The 18,056-nt window shown below is 74.3% G+C and carries 15 protein-coding genes and 1 riboswitch; of the genes, 5 read left to right on the plus strand and 10 right to left on the minus strand.

Annotated features, from left to right (window positions below; genetic code table 11):
* Positions 1-110: 110 nt before the first annotated feature.
* From HNR25_RS02605 to fmt, 8 genes are all read right to left on the minus strand, one after another.
* A complete protein-coding gene (locus HNR25_RS02605) occupies positions 111-584 on the minus strand; it encodes a PH domain-containing protein (RefSeq protein ID WP_312862312.1) in 474 nt (157 codons plus the stop codon).
* Between the two features lie 72 nt (positions 585-656).
* A complete protein-coding gene (gene ribH, locus HNR25_RS02610) occupies positions 657-1,151 on the minus strand; it encodes a 6,7-dimethyl-8-ribityllumazine synthase (RefSeq protein ID WP_184633153.1) in 495 nt (164 codons plus the stop codon).
* A gap of 94 nt (positions 1,152-1,245) precedes the next feature.
* On the minus strand, positions 1,246-2,574 hold the full coding sequence (locus HNR25_RS02615) for a bifunctional 3,4-dihydroxy-2-butanone-4-phosphate synthase/GTP cyclohydrolase II (protein ID WP_221457415.1): 1,329 nt from the start codon (positions 2,572-2,574) through the stop codon (positions 1,246-1,248).
* Positions 2,575-2,681: 107 nt separating this feature from the next.
* Positions 2,682-3,296 (minus strand): riboflavin synthase, encoded by a 615-nt coding sequence (locus HNR25_RS02620; protein WP_184633155.1) that lies wholly within the window; start codon positions 3,294-3,296, stop codon positions 2,682-2,684.
* Positions 3,297-3,409: 113 nt separating this feature from the next.
* A riboswitch (FMN riboswitch) is annotated at positions 3,410-3,540 on the minus strand.
* Between the two features lie 38 nt (positions 3,541-3,578).
* Positions 3,579-4,622: a phosphatase PAP2 family protein gene (locus HNR25_RS02625; protein ID WP_184633156.1), complete on the minus strand. Its 1,044-nt coding sequence runs from the start codon at positions 4,620-4,622 to the stop codon at positions 3,579-3,581.
* A 270-nt stretch (positions 4,623-4,892) separates the two neighbouring features.
* Positions 4,893-5,558 (minus strand): ribulose-phosphate 3-epimerase, encoded by a 666-nt coding sequence (gene rpe, locus HNR25_RS02630; RefSeq protein WP_184633157.1) that lies wholly within the window; start codon positions 5,556-5,558, stop codon positions 4,893-4,895.
* Between the two features lie 105 nt (positions 5,559-5,663).
* The gene (locus HNR25_RS02635) at positions 5,664-7,166 is read right to left on the minus strand and encodes an RsmB/NOP family class I SAM-dependent RNA methyltransferase (protein ID WP_184633158.1); all 1,503 of its coding nucleotides are present in this window, start codon (positions 7,164-7,166) and stop codon (positions 5,664-5,666) included.
* 201 nt (positions 7,167-7,367) lie between these two features.
* Complete coding sequence (gene fmt, locus HNR25_RS02640; RefSeq protein ID WP_184633159.1) at positions 7,368-8,300, minus strand: methionyl-tRNA formyltransferase; 933 nt, start codon at positions 8,298-8,300, stop codon at positions 7,368-7,370.
* A gap of 152 nt (positions 8,301-8,452) precedes the next feature.
* On the opposite strand from fmt, the gene HNR25_RS02645 reads away from it, so the two are divergent.
* Positions 8,453-10,672 carry a primosomal protein N' gene (locus HNR25_RS02645; RefSeq protein ID WP_184633160.1) on the plus strand — a complete coding sequence of 740 codons (2,220 nt, stop codon included), beginning with the start codon at positions 8,453-8,455 and terminating at the stop codon, positions 10,670-10,672.
* A 136-nt stretch (positions 10,673-10,808) separates the two neighbouring features.
* The gene (locus tag HNR25_RS02650) at positions 10,809-11,429 is read left to right on the plus strand and encodes a Uma2 family endonuclease (protein WP_184638725.1); all 621 of its coding nucleotides are present in this window, start codon (positions 10,809-10,811) and stop codon (positions 11,427-11,429) included.
* Between the two features lie 43 nt (positions 11,430-11,472).
* Here the strand turns inward: HNR25_RS02650 and HNR25_RS02655 are convergent, their stop codons facing one another.
* Positions 11,473-12,285 carry an SAM-dependent methyltransferase gene (locus HNR25_RS02655; RefSeq protein WP_312862313.1) on the minus strand — a complete coding sequence of 271 codons (813 nt, stop codon included), beginning with the start codon at positions 12,283-12,285 and terminating at the stop codon, positions 11,473-11,475.
* A 551-nt stretch (positions 12,286-12,836) separates the two neighbouring features.
* Here HNR25_RS02655 and HNR25_RS25605 point away from each other — a divergent pair.
* The 3 genes from HNR25_RS25605 (at position 12,837) to HNR25_RS02670 (ending at position 15,967) form a co-directional block, all read left to right on the plus strand.
* A complete protein-coding gene (locus HNR25_RS25605) occupies positions 12,837-14,159 on the plus strand; it encodes a CaiB/BaiF CoA transferase family protein (protein ID WP_376767426.1) in 1,323 nt (440 codons plus the stop codon).
* 80 nt (positions 14,160-14,239) lie between these two features.
* Positions 14,240-15,430: an acyl-CoA dehydrogenase family protein gene (locus HNR25_RS02665; RefSeq protein WP_184633163.1), complete on the plus strand. Its 1,191-nt coding sequence runs from the start codon at positions 14,240-14,242 to the stop codon at positions 15,428-15,430.
* Between the two features lie 72 nt (positions 15,431-15,502).
* On the plus strand, positions 15,503-15,967 hold the full coding sequence (locus HNR25_RS02670; protein WP_184633164.1) for a nitroreductase/quinone reductase family protein: 465 nt from the start codon (positions 15,503-15,505) through the stop codon (positions 15,965-15,967).
* Between the two features lie 341 nt (positions 15,968-16,308).
* Here HNR25_RS02670 and HNR25_RS02675 read toward each other — a convergent pair whose 3' ends face one another.
* Entirely contained in the window at positions 16,309-16,887 is a 579-nt protein-coding gene (locus tag HNR25_RS02675; protein ID WP_184633165.1) for a hypothetical protein, read from the minus strand.
* Positions 16,888-18,056 lie beyond the last annotated feature (1,169 nt).

The raw sequence follows: 18,056 nt of genomic DNA on the forward strand, positions 1-18,056 counted from the left end.
GCGGGGTTCGGGGCCCGCCCCGACAGAGCACCGTTCCGGGCGCACTGCTCACCCGTTTCACGCGCGGTCGGCTTCGTGCGGAAGCGGCAGGTTTCCGCGCCGACCGCGCGTCACCGCCCGGAGCCGGGTTCTTCGGCTTCACCGCGGGTGCGCAGGAGCAGCCGGAAGTCGTCCAGGGCCCTGCGGGCGCGCTCGCCGTCACTGCTCTGGACACCCATGACCGCCAGGGTGGAGCCGTCGGCGAGGTCGACGGTGGGCCAGGGCTCGCCCACCGGCATGCGGGCGTCGATGATCTCGGGCCACTCCAGCACATAGGTGCGGACGCTGTTGACCACGGTCACGCGGGTTTCGGTGGCCTGCAGGCGCGGTCGGGCCAGCAGGTGCAGCACGGCGGCGCCGACGGCCCCGATGGCGACCAGGCCCAGCCGGTCCGAGAGCCGCCAGTCGGGCGGCAGCACGGCGGCCAGCGCCGCCATCGTCACCACGACGAGCACGGCCAGCGTGTAGCCGACGATGCGGATGTTGCGCGGCCGCCAGGTCACCGGCAGCGGGGGCGGCTGCCGGTGCGGCGCGTCGTCGTCCACGGTGTCTGCGTCTCCTCGCGTCACGTCGTCGGTTCCGGCCCGGGCCGCGGTGCGGCGCCCGCCGCGCGGCCGCTACGCCCGAACCCGCCGGTCGGCGGCGCGCAGGTCGCGCAGGACGGCTGCGGTGTCGGCGGCCGCGGTGGCGGCCTCCCAGCCCTTGTCCTCGCGGCTGCCGGGCAGACCGGCGCGGTCGCGGGCCTGCTCTTGGGTATCACAGGTGAGTACGCCGTTGGCGACGGGGGTGGATTCCGCCAGCGCCACCTCGGTCAGGCCCTGGGTCAGCGACTGGCAGACGTAGTCGAAGTGCGGTGTGCCGCCGCGGATCACCGCGCCCAGTGCCACGACGGCGTCGTGGGTGCGGGCGAACTGCTGGGCGACGACGGCGAGCTCGATCGCCCCGGCCACGTGCACGACGTCGGGCTCCTCGGCGCCCCAGTGCGCCAGGGCCTCGCGGGCGCGCGCCAGCATGGGGTCGACGACGTCGGCGTTCCAGCGGGTGGCGACGACGCCCACGCGCATACCGGCGGCGTCGACGGGGTGGTCGTCGGGACGTCCTGTTCCGCTCATCGGGTTCGGGTTCCTTCCTGCTGCGGCGGTGCGGCGGGTCCGGGGGCCGCGCCGGGAGCGGGGCGCGGCCCGCCCGGCGCTTCGGGGCGGCCGTTCAGGTGACGGCGACGATGCCCGGCAGGTCGTGGCCCATCCGGTCGCGCTTGGTCTGCAGGTAGTGCAGGTTGTCGGTGGTGACGGCGCTGGGCATGGGGATGCGCTCGGTGACGGCGATGCCGTGCTCGCTGAGGCCGTCGGTCTTTTTCGGGTTGTTGCTGAGCAGCCGCACCGCAGAGGTTCCCAGGTCGGCGAGGATGGCCGCACCGGCGCTGAAGTCGCGGGCGTCGGCGGGCAGGCCCAGTTCCAGGTTCGCGTCGACGGTGTCGGCGCCGGAGTCCTGCAGCCGGTAGGCCTGCAGCTTGTGCAGCAGCCCGATTCCGCGGCCCTCGTGGCCGCGCAGGTAGACGATGACACCGTGTCCTTCGGCGGCGACGGCGGCCATGGCGGCCTCCAGTTGGGCGCCGCAGTCGCAGCGGTGGGAGCCGAAGGCGTCGCCGGTCAGGCACTCCGAGTGCAGGCGCACCAGCGGGTGCGGGGCTTGGGCGGGGTCCCCGAGGACGAGGGCGACGTGCTCGGCACCGTCGGCGGCGCGGTAGCCCACGGCCCGCCATTGGCCGTGGCTGTTGGGGATGCGGGTCTCGACCACGCGTTCGACCGGCGCGGGCCGGCCGGCGGCGGGCGCGGGCGCGGGCGCGGCGCCGGACGTCCCGACCGCCTCGACGCGGTGCACGAGCTGGTCGATGGAGACCACGCGCAGACCGTGCTCGTCGGCGAACGCGCGCAGCCGCGGCAGTCGGGCCATGGTGCCGTCGTCCTCGACGACCTCGGCGATGACGGCGGCGGGCCGCATCCCCGCCATCCGGGCCAGGTCCACCGAGGCCTCGGTGTGGCCGCGGCGGGTGAGCACGCCGCCCGGCCGGTAGCGCAGCGGCAGGACGTGGCCGGGCCGCGCGAGGTCGCCGGGCACGGTGCGGTCGCCGGCCAGCAGGCCGATGGTGCGGGCCCGGTCGGCGGCGGAGATGCCGGTGGTGACGCCGGTACGCGCGTCCACGGTGACGGTGTAGGCCGTGCCCAGGCCGTCCTGGTTTTCGGCCGTCATCATCGGGAGGCCGAGCCGGTCCAAGTCCTCGCCGAGCATGGGCACGCAGACCAGCCCCGAGGTGTGGCGGACGGTGAACGCCAGCAGCTCGGGGGTGGCGGCCTCGGCCGCGAAGACGAGGTCGCCTTCGTTCTCGCGGTCCTCGTCGTCGACGACGATCACCGGGCGCCCGGCGGCGATGTCGGCGACGGCTCCGGCGACGTCGTCCAGCGGCGAAGCGCCGGCGCCGGGCGCGGCTGCGGGGTCCGGTGCGGATACGGGCTGCTCTGTGGTGATTCCGGTCATCGCTGCGGGAACTCCTCGACCGTTGCCTGCGGAGCGGGTGGCGGCTGCGGGATCGGGCGGAGGGGGCGCCGCGCCCTGCGCGGGCCCGGCGCCGGCCGGCCCGCGCATCAGGCACCCGCCTGTGCGTGGGTCACCAGGCGCTCGACGTACTTGGCGATGACGTCGGCCTCCAGGTTCACGGGCGCCCCGATGCCCTTGGCGCCCAGCGTGGTGAGGTCGAGCGTGGTGGGGACGAGGCCGACGGTGAAACTGTCGGCGCTCACCGAGGCGACCGTGAGGCTGACGCCGTCGACGGTGATGGACCCCTTCTCCACGACGTAGCGCGCCAGGTCGGCCGGCAGCGAGAACCGCACCGTTTCCCAGCGGGATCCGCTGACGCGCTCGACGACCTCGGCTTTGGCGTCGACGTGTCCCTGCACGATGTGGCCGCCCAAGCGGTCGGAGACCTTCGCGGCACGCTCCAGATTGACCGGCGATCCGACGGTGAGTGCGCCGAGACCGGAACGGTCCAGCGTCTCCTTCATCACATCGGCGTCGAAGCTGTCGCCGGAGACGGCGGTGACGGTCAGGCAGACCCCGTTGACGGCGACGGAGTCGCCGCGGTCCGCGTCGGCGGTGACGACCGGGCCCCGCACGGTCAGCCGCGCGGCGTCGCCCGCGAAGTCGCCCGCCTGCTCGATCCCGGTGACTTCACCGAGTTCCTCGACGATTCCGGTGAACACGTCCCATCCATCCCCTTACCCGGATCAAGGCTCCGGGGATGGTCTTCAGGCGGTCAGCTCCGCCCGGGGAGAACCGGGTACGCGGGCGCGGGGCCCGCGGTCCGATCGATCCCACGCGTACTGCCTCCCATCCGGACTCTCACCGTCGGCACCGGAATTCCACCGGTTCAACCGGCCGATGGCATCGGTCGGGTCGCGGACTGTCACCGCCGGTTCGGACTTTCACCGACCCCGGAGCACGCGTTGTGTCAACGTTTCTGTCTAACAGTGTGCCACGCCCGCTCATTCCCGGGCGGCAGAGGGGCCCTCCGACGGCGCGCCCGCGGAGCGGCCGTCGCCGGTGCGGCCCTGCGCGGCGGGCCGGTCGGCCAGCCCCATCCGCACGAACAGCTCGGGCGCGCCCAGCGCCGACCAGGCGCCCAGCAGCGCGAAGACCGCGTACTCGCGCACCGCGCCCGCGGCGCCGGCGGCCTGGGGAACGGCCACGTCCGCTGCGGCGAGGATCAGGAAGATCCCCGAGATTCCGATCACATAGCGCGCCGCGCGGGACACCACCGGGCCCGCGGCGCTGTACCAGCCGCGCGCGGCCAGCGCGGAGAGACCGGCCACACCGCCGAACAGGCCGCCGGCGACACCGGCCGCATGCGCCAGCGACGCGCCTTGCACACCGGGCGGCACCGACCCGGTCCACTCCTCGGGCGGGTTCCAGCCGGAGTGCAGGAGTGCTTGGAGGCCGGCGGCGAGCAGCACCGGAAGCGCGGAGGCGGCCAGCGCCAGGCCCGCCTGCGCCGGCAGGCCCAAGCGGCGCCAGCGCACCAGCACCGCGTCCTCATACCGCAGGGCCGCCCACAGCAGCGCGGCGGCGACGAGCCAGCCGGCCACCAGGTCGGTGACGAAGTGCGCGCCGAGGTAGAGGCGCGAAACACCCACCGCGACGACGATCGCCGCGCAGGCGCCCCACACCTGCCGCCGGCGGAACCGCAGCGCGGCGTAGCCCCACAGCACCAGGGAGGTGACGGAGTGGGCGGACGGGCCGCCGAAGGTCGCCGGGGCGACGAGCGGGCGCGCGGAGTGGTGGTACCACGAGGGCCGCGGGGCGTGCAGGACGGTTCTGAGCAGGTCGGTGACCACGCCGGCGCCGGCGGCGAGCACGAACAAGCGTGCGCCGATCCCCGCGTGCAGGCTCCAGAAGACGAGCGTGACCAGAACCGGCAGCACCGCCTGGGAGCCCAGGAAGCCGATCGCCTCCATCCCGGGCGCGATCCACCCGCCCAGGCTCTGGAGCCACTCCACGACGCCGATCTCGACGTCCCACACCGCGTCCATGCACACCTCGCCCGGATCCAGAGCCTGGAGCGCGCCTTACCGGTGCGTTCCGACACCGAATTCCAGACCTCGGTTAGGGGTGATCGTAGACGCCCGACCGGCCCGATCCCAACCCGAGGCCGCCCGCCTCCCCGGAGACGATTCGGGCCGGGTGCGGATCCCGTGCCTCCGGGCGGATCCCGAGGTCCGCCCGCCCGACACCCGGGAGGGTGCCTGCGGCGCGGCCGGCGCCGCAGCTCCGCGGCCGCCGCGCGGGCGACCGCGGGACGGTCACCCCGCGGCCTTCTCGGCCTGCGTGCGCAGCGCCCGCACCGCCGCCGCGGGGTCGTCCGCCGTGTACACCGCCGAACCGGCGACGAAGACGTCGGCTCCGGCTTCGGCGGCGCGCTCCACCGTCTCTTCGGTGATGCCGCCGTCCACTTGGAGCCAGACCGACCCGCCGCGGGCCCCGGCCAGTTCGCGAGCGCGGCGGATCTTCGGCAGCACGAGGTCGAGGAACCGCTGACCGCCGAATCCGGGCTCGACGGTCATCATCAGCAGCATGTCGACCTCGGGAAGCAGGTCGGCGTAGGAGTCCAGCGCGGTGGCGGGGTTCAGCGCCAGCCCGGCCCGCGCGCCCTGCCCGCGGATCTCGCGCAGGGTGCGCACCGGGGAGCGGGCCGCCTCGGCGTGCACGGTGACGCTGCCGGCCCCGGCTTCGGCGTAGGCGGGCGCCCACCGGTCGGGGTCCTCGATCATCAGGTGGCAGTCCATCGGCACGGGCACCGACCTGAGCAGCGATTCCACAACCGGCAGGCCCAGGGTCAGGTTGGGCACGAAGTGGTTGTCCATCACGTCGACGTGCAGCCAGTCGGCCGCGCCGGAGACCGCAGCGGCTTCGTCGGCCAGGCGAGCGAAGTCGGCGGAGAGGATGCTGGGTGAGATTTGGATGGCCACGCCGCCGATTCTATTAGCGGGCCGGAGCCCGGCACGGCACCGCTCCGCCCTGCGGGGCGGGGGTGCCGGGGCCGCGGCGGTCCCCGGCGGTCCCCGGAACGGGAGTCAGCGTTTGCGCACCAGCGCCAGGAACATCGCGTCGGTGCCGTGGCGGTGCGGCCAGAACTGCACGTATTCGCCGGAAGGGCCCGCCGCGACGTCGGGCACGCCGTCGAGGTAGTCGGCGGCGCGCAGCACCTCGGCGTCGCCGCGTTCGGCCAGGACCGCCTCGACGACACCGCGTGTCTCGTCCGGGTGCGGCGAGCAGGTCACGTAGGCGGCCACACCGCCGGCGCGGGTCGAATCCAGCGCGCTGCGCAACAGGTCGCGCTGGAGCGGCGCCAGCGCCTCCGCGGTCTCGGGGGTGCGCCGCCAGCGCGCCTCCGGCCGGCGCCGGAGCGCGCCGAGACCGGTGCAGGGAGCGTCGACGACCACCCGGTCGAACACGCCCGCGCCCCAGGGTGGGCGGGTGGCGTCGGCGACGACGGTGCGGGCCGCGTCCCGCGGCGAGCGCTCCACCGCACCGGCGACGAGCCCGGCGCGTGCGGGCTGGGCTTCGGCCGCCAGCAGGCGGGCGTCGCGCGCGCCGGCGAGGCCGGCCAGCAGAGCGGCCTTGCCGCCGGGTCCCGCGCATGCGTCGAGCCAGCGGGCGTCGGGGCCGTCGACACCGACACGGGTCAGCGCCAGCGCGACGAGTTGGCTCGCTTCGTCCTGGACGGCGGCGCGGCGCTGGCGCACTTCGCGCAGCAGCGCCGGATCGCCTTCGGGCAGGTAGGCGGCGTAGGGCGAGAACCGGGCCGCAGTGGCGCCGCCGGCGAGGAGGTCGTCGACGGCGGCGCGCCCGGGCTTGGCGACCAGCGTGACCCGCGGCCGCTCGTTGTCGGCGGCCAGCAGCCGCTCGGTCTCGGCGAGGGGCGCGCCGGGGTCGGCTCCGGCGGCGCCGGCCGCCGCTTCAGGCTCCGGGGCTCCGCCGTGCGCGGGGGCCTCGCCCAGGGCCGCCGCGAAAGCGTCGACGATCCAGCGCGGGTGGCTGTGGACCACGCTGAGGTGGCCGGCGGGATCGGCGGCGCGGTCGGGGGCCACGACCGCGGTCCACTCGTCCAGGCTGCGGCGGCCGACCTTGCGCAGCACGGCGTTGGCGAACCGCCCGCGGTGGTGGCCGACCACCCGCCGGGCCAGGTCGACCGTGGCGCTGACGGCGGCGTGCGGCGGGATCGCCGTAGCCAGCAACTGGTGGGCGCCCAGCCGCAGGACGGGCAGCACCTCGCTGTCGACCGACTCCAGGGAGCGGTCGATGCAGGCGTCGAGGATCGCGTCGTAGGTGCCCTGGCGGCGCAGCGCACCGTAGGTGAGTTCGGTCGCCAGCGCGGCGTCGCGCCCGTGGACGGAGCGCTCCCGCAGCAGCGACGGCAGGAGAAGGTTGGCGTAGGCGTCGCGGTCCTGCACCGCCCGCAGTACGTCATAGGCGGCCCGGCGCGCGGGGTCCTTGGGCGCGGGCGGCGTGTTCCTGCCGCTTTTCTCCCCGTTCTTGCGGGGCGCGCGGGAGGACGGACGGGAGCGGTCACTCACAGGGATCTGCCTTCAGCCTCGCCGGAGGGGTCTGGGACCGGCCCGCGCGCTGCGCCCCCGGACACGACGGCGCAATCGCCGGTCTGGCGCAGGAAGCGGGAACGGGCCGGACTCCGAGGATACTCACTGTGCGTACCCGGCGGCGGGCGTACTCCTCTGCGCCGGGCGTCCGGTGCGCGGGCGGGTCGGATCAGCTGCGGGTCACGTGGCGCCCAGCACGTCCTCGTCGGTGGGGCGCACGCCGCGTGCCCAATCGACGGCCGCCATGCTGCGCTTGCCCTGGGGCTGGACTTCGCCCAGTTCCACCGGGTGGGTAGCGGTACCGGCGAACACGCGGTCCTTGGCGACGCCGAGGCGGCCGGGCGGCAGGGCGTCGGCGTCGGTGACCGGGCGGACGGGGCCGAACTTCAGGCGCTCGCCGCGGAAGGTCGACCACGCGCCGGGGGCGGGTGTGCAGGCGCGGATCAGCCGGTCGACGTGCATGGCCGGAGCGGTGAAGTCGACCTCGGCGTCGGCGGGGACGAGTTTGGGCGCGAAGGAGGCGGCGTCCGCTCCTTGGGGGCGCGGCTCCAGCTCACCGGCCTCGATTCCGTCCAGCGTCCGCAGCAGCAGGCCCGCTCCCGACTCGGCCAGCCGGGCGAGCAGATCGCCGCCGGTGTCGCGCGGGCCGACGGGTTCGACCACGGTGCCGAACACCGGACCGGAGTCCAGGTCGGGCTCGATGCGGAAGGTCGCCGCACCGGTGAGGTCGTCGCCGTGCAGCACCGCGTGCTGGACCGGCGCCGCGCCCCGCCACTGCGGCAGCAGCGAGAAGTGCAGGTTCACCCAGCCGTGCCGCGGGATGTCGAGCGCGTCCTGGCGCAGTAGCGCGCCGTAGGCCACCACGGGGCAGCAGTCGGGCGCGATCGCCCGCAGCCGGTCGAGGAACTCGGGGTCGCTCGCCTTCTCCGGTTTGAGCACCTCGGCACCCGCGTCCTCGGCCACCCGGGCGACCGGGCTCGGCGCGAGGCGACGCCCCCGCCCGGCGCGGGCGTCGGGCCGGGTCACGACCGCCGCCACCTCGTGGCGGGACTCCAGCAGCGCCTTGAGCGAGGGCACCGCCGCGTCGGGGGTTCCCGCGAAGACCAGTTTCATCCGACCGCTCTTCCTCACCTGGTTGTCTTCCACCTGCCGCGTGCCACCTTGTCTACCAGCCTGCCCGCGGCCGCGGGCGTGGCGCGCCGATCCCGGCGGGTCCGGCGCAGCACCGCAGGGGTGTCGCCGGGCTCTGGTAGACCTGTTGTCCGATGACTCCGCTGCCCGACCCCGACGACGGGGCCCTGTTCGACGTGTCGCCCTCCGGCGCGGGATCCGGGCCGGCCGACGCGGGCGAGGCGGGTACGGAGGACACCGGTCGGCCCGCGAAACGGGCTCCCGGGGGCACCGCGGCCGCCGCGAAGGCCAAGCGGCCCCAACCCCGGCGCCCCGCCGAGCGCGACCCGATCGCCCGCGTCGCGGTCGACACCCCGCTCCCCCATCTCGACCGGCTGTTCGACTACCGGGTTCCCGCGAGCATGGACGCCGACGCGGTGCCGGGCTGCCGGGTGCGCGTGCGCTTCAACGGGCAACTGCTCTCCGGCTTCCTGATCGAGCGGTGCGCCGCGTCCGAGTTCCAGGGCAGGTTGGCCTACCTGCACCAGGTGGTCTCGCCCGAGCCGGTCCTCACCCCCGAGATCGGCGGGCTCGCCCGCGCGGTGGCCGACCGCTACGCGGGCACCCTCAGCGACGTACTCCGGTTGGCGGTACCGCCGCGGCACGCCCGCGTGGAGAAGGAGGGCGGCCCGGATGCGGGCGGGGACGCGGGCGGCGCCGGGGAGGCCGCAGGGCAGGAGCCCGCGGACGGCGCGGCCCCGGCGCCTGCCCCGGCCGGTGCCGGAGCCGCCCCTCCCGTCCCCGGACCGGGCCCCTGGGCGGACTACCCCGCAGGCCGCTCCTTCCTCGCCGCGCTGCACTCGGGCCAGGCCCCGCGCGCGGTGTGGAACGCGCTTCCCGGCCCCGACTGGGCCGACGCGATCGCCGTGGCCGCCGCCACCGCCCGCGCGGCGGGGCGGGGCGCGGTCGTGGTCGTCCCCGACGGCCGCGACGTCGAGGCCGTCGACGCGGCCCTGGCCCGGCGCCTGGGCGAGGGCCGCCACGTCGCGCTGACGGCCGGTCTGGGCCCGGCCGAGCGCTACCGCCGGTGGTTGTCGGTGCTGCGCGGCCGCACCCGCGTCGTCGTGGGCACCCGCGCCGCCGCGTTCGCTCCGGTTCCCGACGTGGGTCTGGTCGTCCTGTGGGACGACGGCGACGACGTCCACGCCGATCCGCACGCGCCCTACCCGCACGCGCGCACGGTTCTGGCCATGCGCGCGCACCGGGCGGGGGCGGCGGCGCTGATCGGCGGCTTCACCCGCACGAGCGAGGCCGCGCAGCTCGCCGAGTCCGGCTGGGCGCACCCGCTCGCGGCCGACCGCGCCGCGGTGCGCGAGCGGGCTCCGCGGGTGCAGGCCTCGGGCGACGACAGCGAGATGGCGCGCGACGAGGCGGCCCGCTCCGCGCGGATCCCCAGCCTCGCGCTGCGCGTCGCCCGCGAGGCCGCCCACAGCGGTCCGGTGCTGATCCAGGTGCCCCGGCGGGGCTATCTGGCCTCCCTTGCCTGCGCGTCGTGCCGCACCCCGGCGCGGTGCGGCTCCTGCCGGGGCCCGCTGGCCGTGCGCGGGGCCCATGCGATGCCCTACTGCCGCTGGTGCGGCCGGATCACGGGCGAGTGGAGCTGCGGTGCGTGCGGCGGCACCCGCCTGCGCGCCACGGTGGTGGGCGCCCGGCGGACCGCCGAAGAGATGGGTCGTGCGTTTCCCGCCCTGACCGTGCGCACCTCCGGGCGCGAGGACGTACTGACCGAGGTCGGCGAGGGCCCCGCGCTGGTGGTGGCCACACCCGGCGCCGAACCCGCGGCCAAGGGCGGCTATGCGGCTGCGGTGCTGCTGGACGGCTGGGCCCTGCTGGGCCGCGCGGACCTGCGCGCCTCCGAGGAGGCGCTGCGGCGCTGGTGCAACGCCGCGGCGCTGGTGCGCCCGGCGGCCGAGGACGGCCGGGTGGTGGTGGTCGCCGACGCCCAGCTGGCGGCCACCCAGGCGCTGGTGCGCTGGGATCCCGCCGGCTTCGCCGAGCGGGAGCTGGCCGAGCGGCGGGAACTGGGATTCCCGCCCGCGGTGACGATGGCCGCGGTCACCGGCGCCCCCGCGCACGTGCGCGAACTGCTGGACCGGGTCGAACAGCCCGGGTCCGCCGAACTCCTGGGGCCGGTTCCGGTGGGCGGCGCCGGCGGCGACTCCGGCGACACGGCCACCGAGCGCGCCCTGCTGCGCGTGCCGCGCACCGACACCCTCGCCTTGGCCGCCGCCCTCAAGGCCGCGGCCGCGGCCCGCAGCGCCCGCAAGGACGAGCACCACGCACAGATCCGCATGGACCCGCTGCAGGTGGTGTAGGAAACTCCAGCCCGCCGAGCGGATTCTCCGGGCCGATCGCCGTATTCGGGATCATCCGCATCGGCGGAATTTCCCGTACTCATCCGTAACCGGACACGGATCCGAATACTGGTCCCCATGAACGCGAGGAGGCATGATGGTCGTCATGAGCATCGGCGAAACGGATCCGCATCCGCGCCCCCTGACGGTGGAGGACCTGGAGCGCATGCCGGAGGACGGCAGCCGCTACGAGCTGGTCGACGGGCGGCTTGACGTGTCGCCTTCTCCGACGTCGCCGCATTCGCTGATCGACACGAGGCTGAGTCACGTACTTACCGGCCAGGCCCCCGAGGACTACATCGTCCTTTCCGGCCCGGGCATCAACTTCGATGCGGACCGTACACACCACCGCATTCCCGACCTGGCAGTCATTCGCTACGAGGACTACGAGGCGCCGTACCTGACACGGCCGCCGGTTCTCGCCGTCGAGATCGTCTCGCCGAGCAGCGTGTTCCGCGATCACCACACCAAACGCGTGGAGTACGCGAAATTCGGCATCGAGTCCTACTGGATCGTCAGCCCCGACGCCGACGATCCCGGCGTACTCGAACTCCGCCTGAAGGACGGCCAGTACCGCGAAACCGCACAGGTATTCGGCGAAGCGGTGTTCGAGACCGACGCTCCGTTCCCTGCCGCATTCGTTCCGCACTGGCTGATGGCGCCGGACCGCACCTGGCGCCGACACGTCTACGGCGGTGATGCCGGGGGCCGCTCTTGACCGATGCCTCCTGGGATCCGTGCCGCCCCCGCTGCGCGCCGGCTCAGCCGCGCCGGCCCAGCCCCGCGAGCACGCCGGTGGGCTCCCCGCTCACCTCCTCGTCGGGGTAGGGCCACCAGGCTATGTCGGCGAGCCCGGGCTCGATGAGGGTGAAGGGGTCGAACGCCGCGGCGGCGAACTCCCGGCAGTGCGGGTCGCGCGCGTCGGGCACCGGCTGGGCGACGGCGATGTGCCCGCCGGGGCCCAGCCGCGGGTGCAGGGCGCGGACCAGGTCCTGGATGAGGACTCCGTCGCGGCGCAGCGCCGTGGTGTCGGTGAGCAGCACCCCCAGCGGCTCTGCGACGTCGACCAGGCCGCAGCCGGCGATCCGGTCGATCAGCGTGTCGGGGTCCATACGCTCTACGGGGAGCACGGCCGCCGACGTGTCGGCGTCGCCGGCGCGGCCGCCCCGCAGGGCCGCCGAAGACTCGGCGTCGACGTAGACGACCCGGGAACCGGGGGCGTACTCGCGCGCCGCCCGGCCGATCCCCGCGCCCGCGGGCAGGCGCGATCCCAGGTCGACGAACTGGCGGACGCCGGCGTCGGCCGCCAGATAGCCCACGGCCCGGCGCAGGAACCCGCGCCGGGCCTCGATCCGCGATCCGCCGACCTGCGTCGGCACGCTCGCGTACGGATGCGCCGCACCCGGATCGCCGGATGCCCCCGCCTCGTCCGAGCCGTCCGGATCGCCGGGGGTCCGGGCGGGCTGCGCGGAGGAGCGGCCCCGGCGCCGGCCGATATGCACGACGCGCTGATCGGGGACCTCGGCCACGGGCCGGTCGTCGTCGATGTGCACCGCTCGCCAGTGGTCAGTCACGATCGCGCTCCCCCGAGCCGTCGGCCCCTTCGTTAGCGATCGATGTTACCGGTTGTGAGTCACATCATTCACCCGTGGAAAACTTCACTGATCTTTTCCCACTCGCCAGCGGGACGGCGGGGGCGCCGGTGCGTCATCCTCGGCGGCGGAACCGGCTGCCGGGCAACCGCGCCGAGCCAAGCGGCGGCGACCGGTACCGGGCGGCACTCCGTCCGCCCGTCCGGCCGGCCGGGAACGCTCCGGCTTCCTCCCTGCGCCCGGCCCCGGGCAGGACCGCAGATCCGCGGTCCGCTCCGCCCCGGTCGGCAGCGCGCCGGTCCGCTCACCGGAGACGGCCTCACCCTGCCGACGACCGGCGGCGGGGCGCTGTGCGGGGGCGGTGCTCGCCCGCCGGACCGGGGAAGGACCACCGGGAGCGGCCTCCCGGGACCGCGGTGAGATCGTTGGCCGTGAGCGGCTCCGCCGCAGCGGGGCGTCCGCCGGCGTGCCGCGCCCCCGGCGCCGGGGGCGCGGCCGGGGCGAGCGAACACGGGATCGGGAAGGGAGCGGACGTGACCGAGAAGGCCCACAGCGGAGAGCGCGCACAGACCGGTGCCGGCGCCGCGTCCGGTGCGGCGCCCGGCACGTCCGGCCGCCCCCTGGAAGGGGTGCGGGTGGCGGACCTGTCACGGGTCCTGGCCGGCCCCTACGCCACGATGCTGCTGGCCGACATGGGCGCCGACGTGGTCAAGGTCGAGCACCCCGGCCACGGCGACGACACCCGCTCCTGGGGCCCGCCGTGGGCGGGCGAAGAAGCGAGTTACTTCCTGTCGGTCAACCGCGGCAAGCGCAGCCTGGCGGTGGACCTGAAAGATCCCGAAGGGCTGGCGGCCGTCCAGGACATCTGCGCGAGCGCCGACATCGTGGTGCAGAATTTCCGGCCCGGCGTGATCGACCGCCTGGGCCTGGGATACGGCGACGTCAGCGCACGCAACCCCGCCGTCGTCTACTGTTCGATCAGCGGTTTCGGCCCCGAGCACGAGCCCGCCGAGCGCCCGGGCTTCGACCTGATCGTCCAGGCCGAGAGCGGGTTCATGGCCGCCACCGGGGATCCCGACGGCCCGCCGGCCAAAGCCGGGGTGGCCATCACCGACGTACTGACCGGTCTCAACGCGGCGGTGTCGGTGCTGGGCGCGCTCGTACGGGCGCGCGTAGCCGGGCGGGGCGAGCACGTCAGCGTGTCCCTGGTCAACTCGGCGCTGTCGGGCCTGGCCAACGTCACCCAACAGGCGCTGGTCACCGGCGCCGAACCCGAGCGGGTGGGCAACACCCACGGTTCGATCGTCCCGTACCAGGCGTTTCCCACCGCAGATTCCGACATCGTGGTCGCGGCCGGCAACGACGCGCTCTACCGGAAGCTGTGCGCGGTGCTGGGGCGCGACGACCTCGCGTCCCACCCGCGGTTCGCGACCAACCCGGACCGGGTGGCCCACCGCAGGGAACTGGTCGGCGAGATCTCGGCGGAGCTGCGCACCCGCCCGGCCGGGGAGTGGCTGGAGCTGCTGCTGGATGCGGGCGTCCCGGTCGGCCGGGTCCGCGGGGTCCTCGACGCCGTACGCAGCGCCGAGCGGGCCGGCGACGACGTGCTGCTCGGCGCCGAGCATCCCACCGCCGGACCGCTGAACCTCGTACGCGCCGGATTCCGGCTGGACTCCGCGGCCGCGGACGGCGACCGCTCCACCGCCCCTCCCCCGCTGCTGGGCGAGCACTCCGCGCGTGTGCTGAACGAGTCCGGCGTGCCTTCCGACCGCGTCGCCCGGCTCATCGAGCGCGGCGCGGTGCACCAGGCGCCCCGGGACGGCGACGGGACCGGGCAGGCTGCGCCCGCCGGCTGACCGCATCCGCTTCCCGACCGCCCGCCCCGTCCGCACCCTGTATCCGCTCCCTGTCCGCGACCCGAAGGAGACACCCGGCGATGAGCGACCAGCACCGGCCCGACGCGCCCGACCCGCAGGACTTCCTCGCCCTGGACGCCACGCTGTCGGCGGAGGAGGCCGACATCCGCGACACCGTCCGCGCATTCGCCGACCGGGAGCTGCGCCCCGGCGTGGCCGACTGGTTCGATGCGGGCACCCTGCCGGACCCGCGGGGGCTGGCCCGCTCCTTCGGCAAGCTGGGCGTTCTGGGCATGCACCTGGAGGGGTACGGGTGCGCCGGGGTCGGTTCCGTCTCCTACGGCCTGGCCTGCCGTGAGCTCGAAGCGGTCGACTCGGGGCTGCGCAGCTTCGTATCCGTGCAGGGATCACTGGCCATGTTCGCCATCCACAGGTTCGGCTCCGAGGAGCAGAAGAACGCGTGGCTGCCGCGGATGGCCTCCGGCGACGCGATCGGCTGCTTCGGGCTGACCGAGCCCGACTCCGGCAGCGATCCGGGGTCGATGCGCACGCGCGCCCGGCGCGACGGTTCCGACTGGGTGCTGGACGGCACCAAAATGTGGATCACCAACGGCTCGGTCGCCGACGTGGCGGTGGTGTGGGCGGTCACCGAGGACGGTGTCCGGGGGTTCGTCGTGCCCACCGACACGCCCGGTTTCACCGCCAACACCGTGCACCGCAAACTGTCGTTGCGCGCCTCGATCACCTCCGAGCTGGTGCTGGAGGGGGTGCGGCTGCCCGGCGACGCGGTGCTGCCCGATTCGTCGGGCCTGGGGTCGCCGCTGTCGTGCCTCAACGAGGCCCGCTACGGCATCGTGTGGGGTGCGGCGGGCGCGGCGCGTGCCTGCTACACCGCCGCTCTGGACTACGCCACCAGCCGCGAGCAGTTCGGCGGCCCCATCGCCGGATTCCAGCTCACCCAGCGCAAGCTCGCCGACATGGTGCTGGACGTGAACCACGCGGGGATGACGGCGATGCGGATCGGCCGGCTCAAGGAGAACGGCGCCTGCCACCGCAACCACATCAGCTTCGGCAAGTTCGGCAACGTCGCCGCCGCCCAGCGCGTGGCGCGCTCCGCCCGATCGATGCACGGAGCCAACGGCATCACACTGGAGTACCCGGTGATGCGGCACATGGTGAACCTGGAGACGGTGGCCACCTACGAGGGCACCGAGGAGATCCATGCGCTGAGCATCGGCCAGGCGGTGACCGGTGTCTCGGCGTTCCGCTGACTGAGGCGCTGCGGGGTGCGGGCCACTGCGCCGAGGCACCACAATGGAGGCAATCGAGTGAGGGAGACGTCGATGCCAGACGAGGCCGGCCGCTTTCCCCGTACACGGCTGGGGCGCACCGCCAACGCCGTCATCGCGGGCTTCATCAGGTACGGAATCAGCCCCGGCGACATGCGGCTGCTCACCACGCGCGGCCACCGGTCGGGATTCCTTCGCACCACCCCCGTCAGCCTGCTGGAGAACGAGCTGGGCAGGTTCCTCGTCGGCGCCTACGGCGAGACGGGCTGGGTGCGCAACATCCGGTGCGACGGGTTCGGGACGCTGCGCCACGGCGGATGGATCGAGCTGATCAGCGTCGTGGAGACCGGCCCGGACCGTGCGGCGCCCGTGCTCAAGGCGTACCTGGACCATCCGCGGGCGAGGGTGGTGGCCGACCGGTTCACCGCCGCTGCGGACGCGCCGGTCGCGGCGTTCGAACAGGACGCGGCCACGCACCCGGTCTTCGAGATCGTCCGCAGTACCACGGTGCGGCTCTAACCTCGGGCGTGTCCGCACGCCCCATCCGCACATGCGCGACGCCGTTCCGAACCGGGCCACGAGGGGTGCTCTGGCCCCTGGTCTTCGGGAACAGCGGGGCCCGAGAGCACGGAGGCGCCTCTGCGGCGAGGGCCGCTGAGGCGTGCCCGCGGTGCGGGCCGCCGGGGCCGGCGGTTCGCCGCCGGCCGGGACCCGCTCGCCGACTCCCCGGGCCCGGGGCGCCCTCCCTTGCGGAAGGGCACCCCGCCGGGGGCGGCGGACCGTACAAGAGCGGGGTTCGCGCGGTCCGCCGACACTACCGGGGGTGATCCGCACCGTCTGCGGTCCCGGTTACACCGCTCTTACCAGAGTTCGTCCACGATGGTCATGGCGTCCGCGGACATGGGCTGGTAGCGGTCGGGGTAGGCCGAGCGCTGCACGCCCTGGCTGACGATGCCGATCTGGTTGTCCTTCCAGCCCTCTCCCGGGTAAAGGCGCACCATCTCGTCGAGGAAGGCGTTGGTGGCCCATTCGGGGTCCAACCGGTCGGAGCCCGATCCCCAGTGGGCGCGCTGCTGGAACAGGCCGAGGCTGTCGTGGTCCACTTCGACGTTGATGTTCTGCAGGTGCGTTTCGACGATGGTCGTCGTGACGGCGATGTCGGCGACGCGGTTTCCCATGCCGCGGTCCTGCACGGCGTCGACCACAGCGCGGGCGCAGGAGACGCGGTAGCCGTCCATCTGCCCCTTCAGATCGTCCTCCAGCGTGTCGTTGAGCCGGTCGGCCAGCTTCTCGTCCTTCTTGGTGGGGCCGTCCTCGGCACACGGGTTCACCGAGTACTGGGTGGTCGCGGCTTCGGCGGGAGCGGCGCCGACGGTCGTGACTGCGGCGCTCAGCGGAACCGCGGCTGCGGCGATGAGGGTTTTGTACAGCTTGCGCATGGGTATGTCCTTGCTTGAAGTGAAAAAGGAGTGCGGGGCGCAGTCGGCACGGGTATACGACGTGCTCTGATGACAACCGGGCAGCGGTTCTCGTCGGAGCGGTGCCGACGCGCATCGTTGTAGTAGCGAGGGACACCGGTGGCGGGCGGAAGGGTTCCGCGTCAGTGGTGTGACCGAGAACCGGTGGGGTGCTCGGCACCGCTTACATGCCTTTTCCGCTCACTACGGCGGATCGGCCGGTTCCGGCGCTGGTTTTCGCCGGTACGGGCGTGGTGGGGGTGCCCCCGTTCGCGTGGGCGGTGCGGCTCCATTGCCGCCCGCGTCCGCGGCGCCGCCCAAGACGCTGTGCCTTGAAGGTCGGCGATATCGGCCACCGTAACCGACACGTTACCTGGTTTGCCAGGACGTGAAAGTACTCCGTCGCAGGCCACAGGGTGGACAAGCCCCGGGCGGCGGCAGCGCGAGCGACCGCACGGGCCCGATGCGCAGGTGTCCGAATCCGGCATGAGTGCGGCGTTTCAGGTGACTCGCCGAACCCCTTTCCCTTCCCGCAATCGCGGTGGAAACCTCCCTCTTTACTCCAGTAAAGAGCAGTTATATGACATAAGTCTCACTTGGGGTTACCTTGCCGCGCAGTTGACCCTTCTGGCGGTTTCGCGGCCGTGGCTGCGGTCCGGTTCCGGGTCGAGCCGCCGACGGGCGCAACCGCTCCGCCGGTCGCTTCCGCGCCGGGCACACGCCACAGCGCCCCTCGCGGTGCGGGTCGCAGGTGGACCGGAGCCCGCATTCGCCGACCGCGCGCCGGGGCGGTTTCAGCTCCGGCAGGTCCGGCTGCGCAAACGGGTCGGCGGCTCGTCGGCGCCCGGGCGAGGGAGCGGGCGCGGGCGCGGATCACGGTTCGATGCCGCCCATGGGCAACCACGCCGGCCGTATGGCCGCGCTGGGGCGGGTGCCGGGGCCGCCTGCGGGCACCGCGGGTACCGGATCCGCTCCGCACCGCGACGAACGCCCAGTGGGGTCCGCCACGGAACGAGGGGCTCCGCGTCGGTGTCCGCCGGTATGCGGCAGCGAATCCGTCGTAGGGGAACGCCCCCGATCCCTCCGTGCTCATCGATCGTCGAGGCGCATTCGCAGCGCGTCACCGACAACTCGCGGCCCGGTCTACCGAC

The organism is Streptomonospora salina (assembly GCF_014204715.1).
In the GTDB taxonomy this organism is placed as follows: domain Bacteria; phylum Actinomycetota; class Actinomycetes; order Streptosporangiales; family Streptosporangiaceae; genus Streptomonospora; species Streptomonospora salina.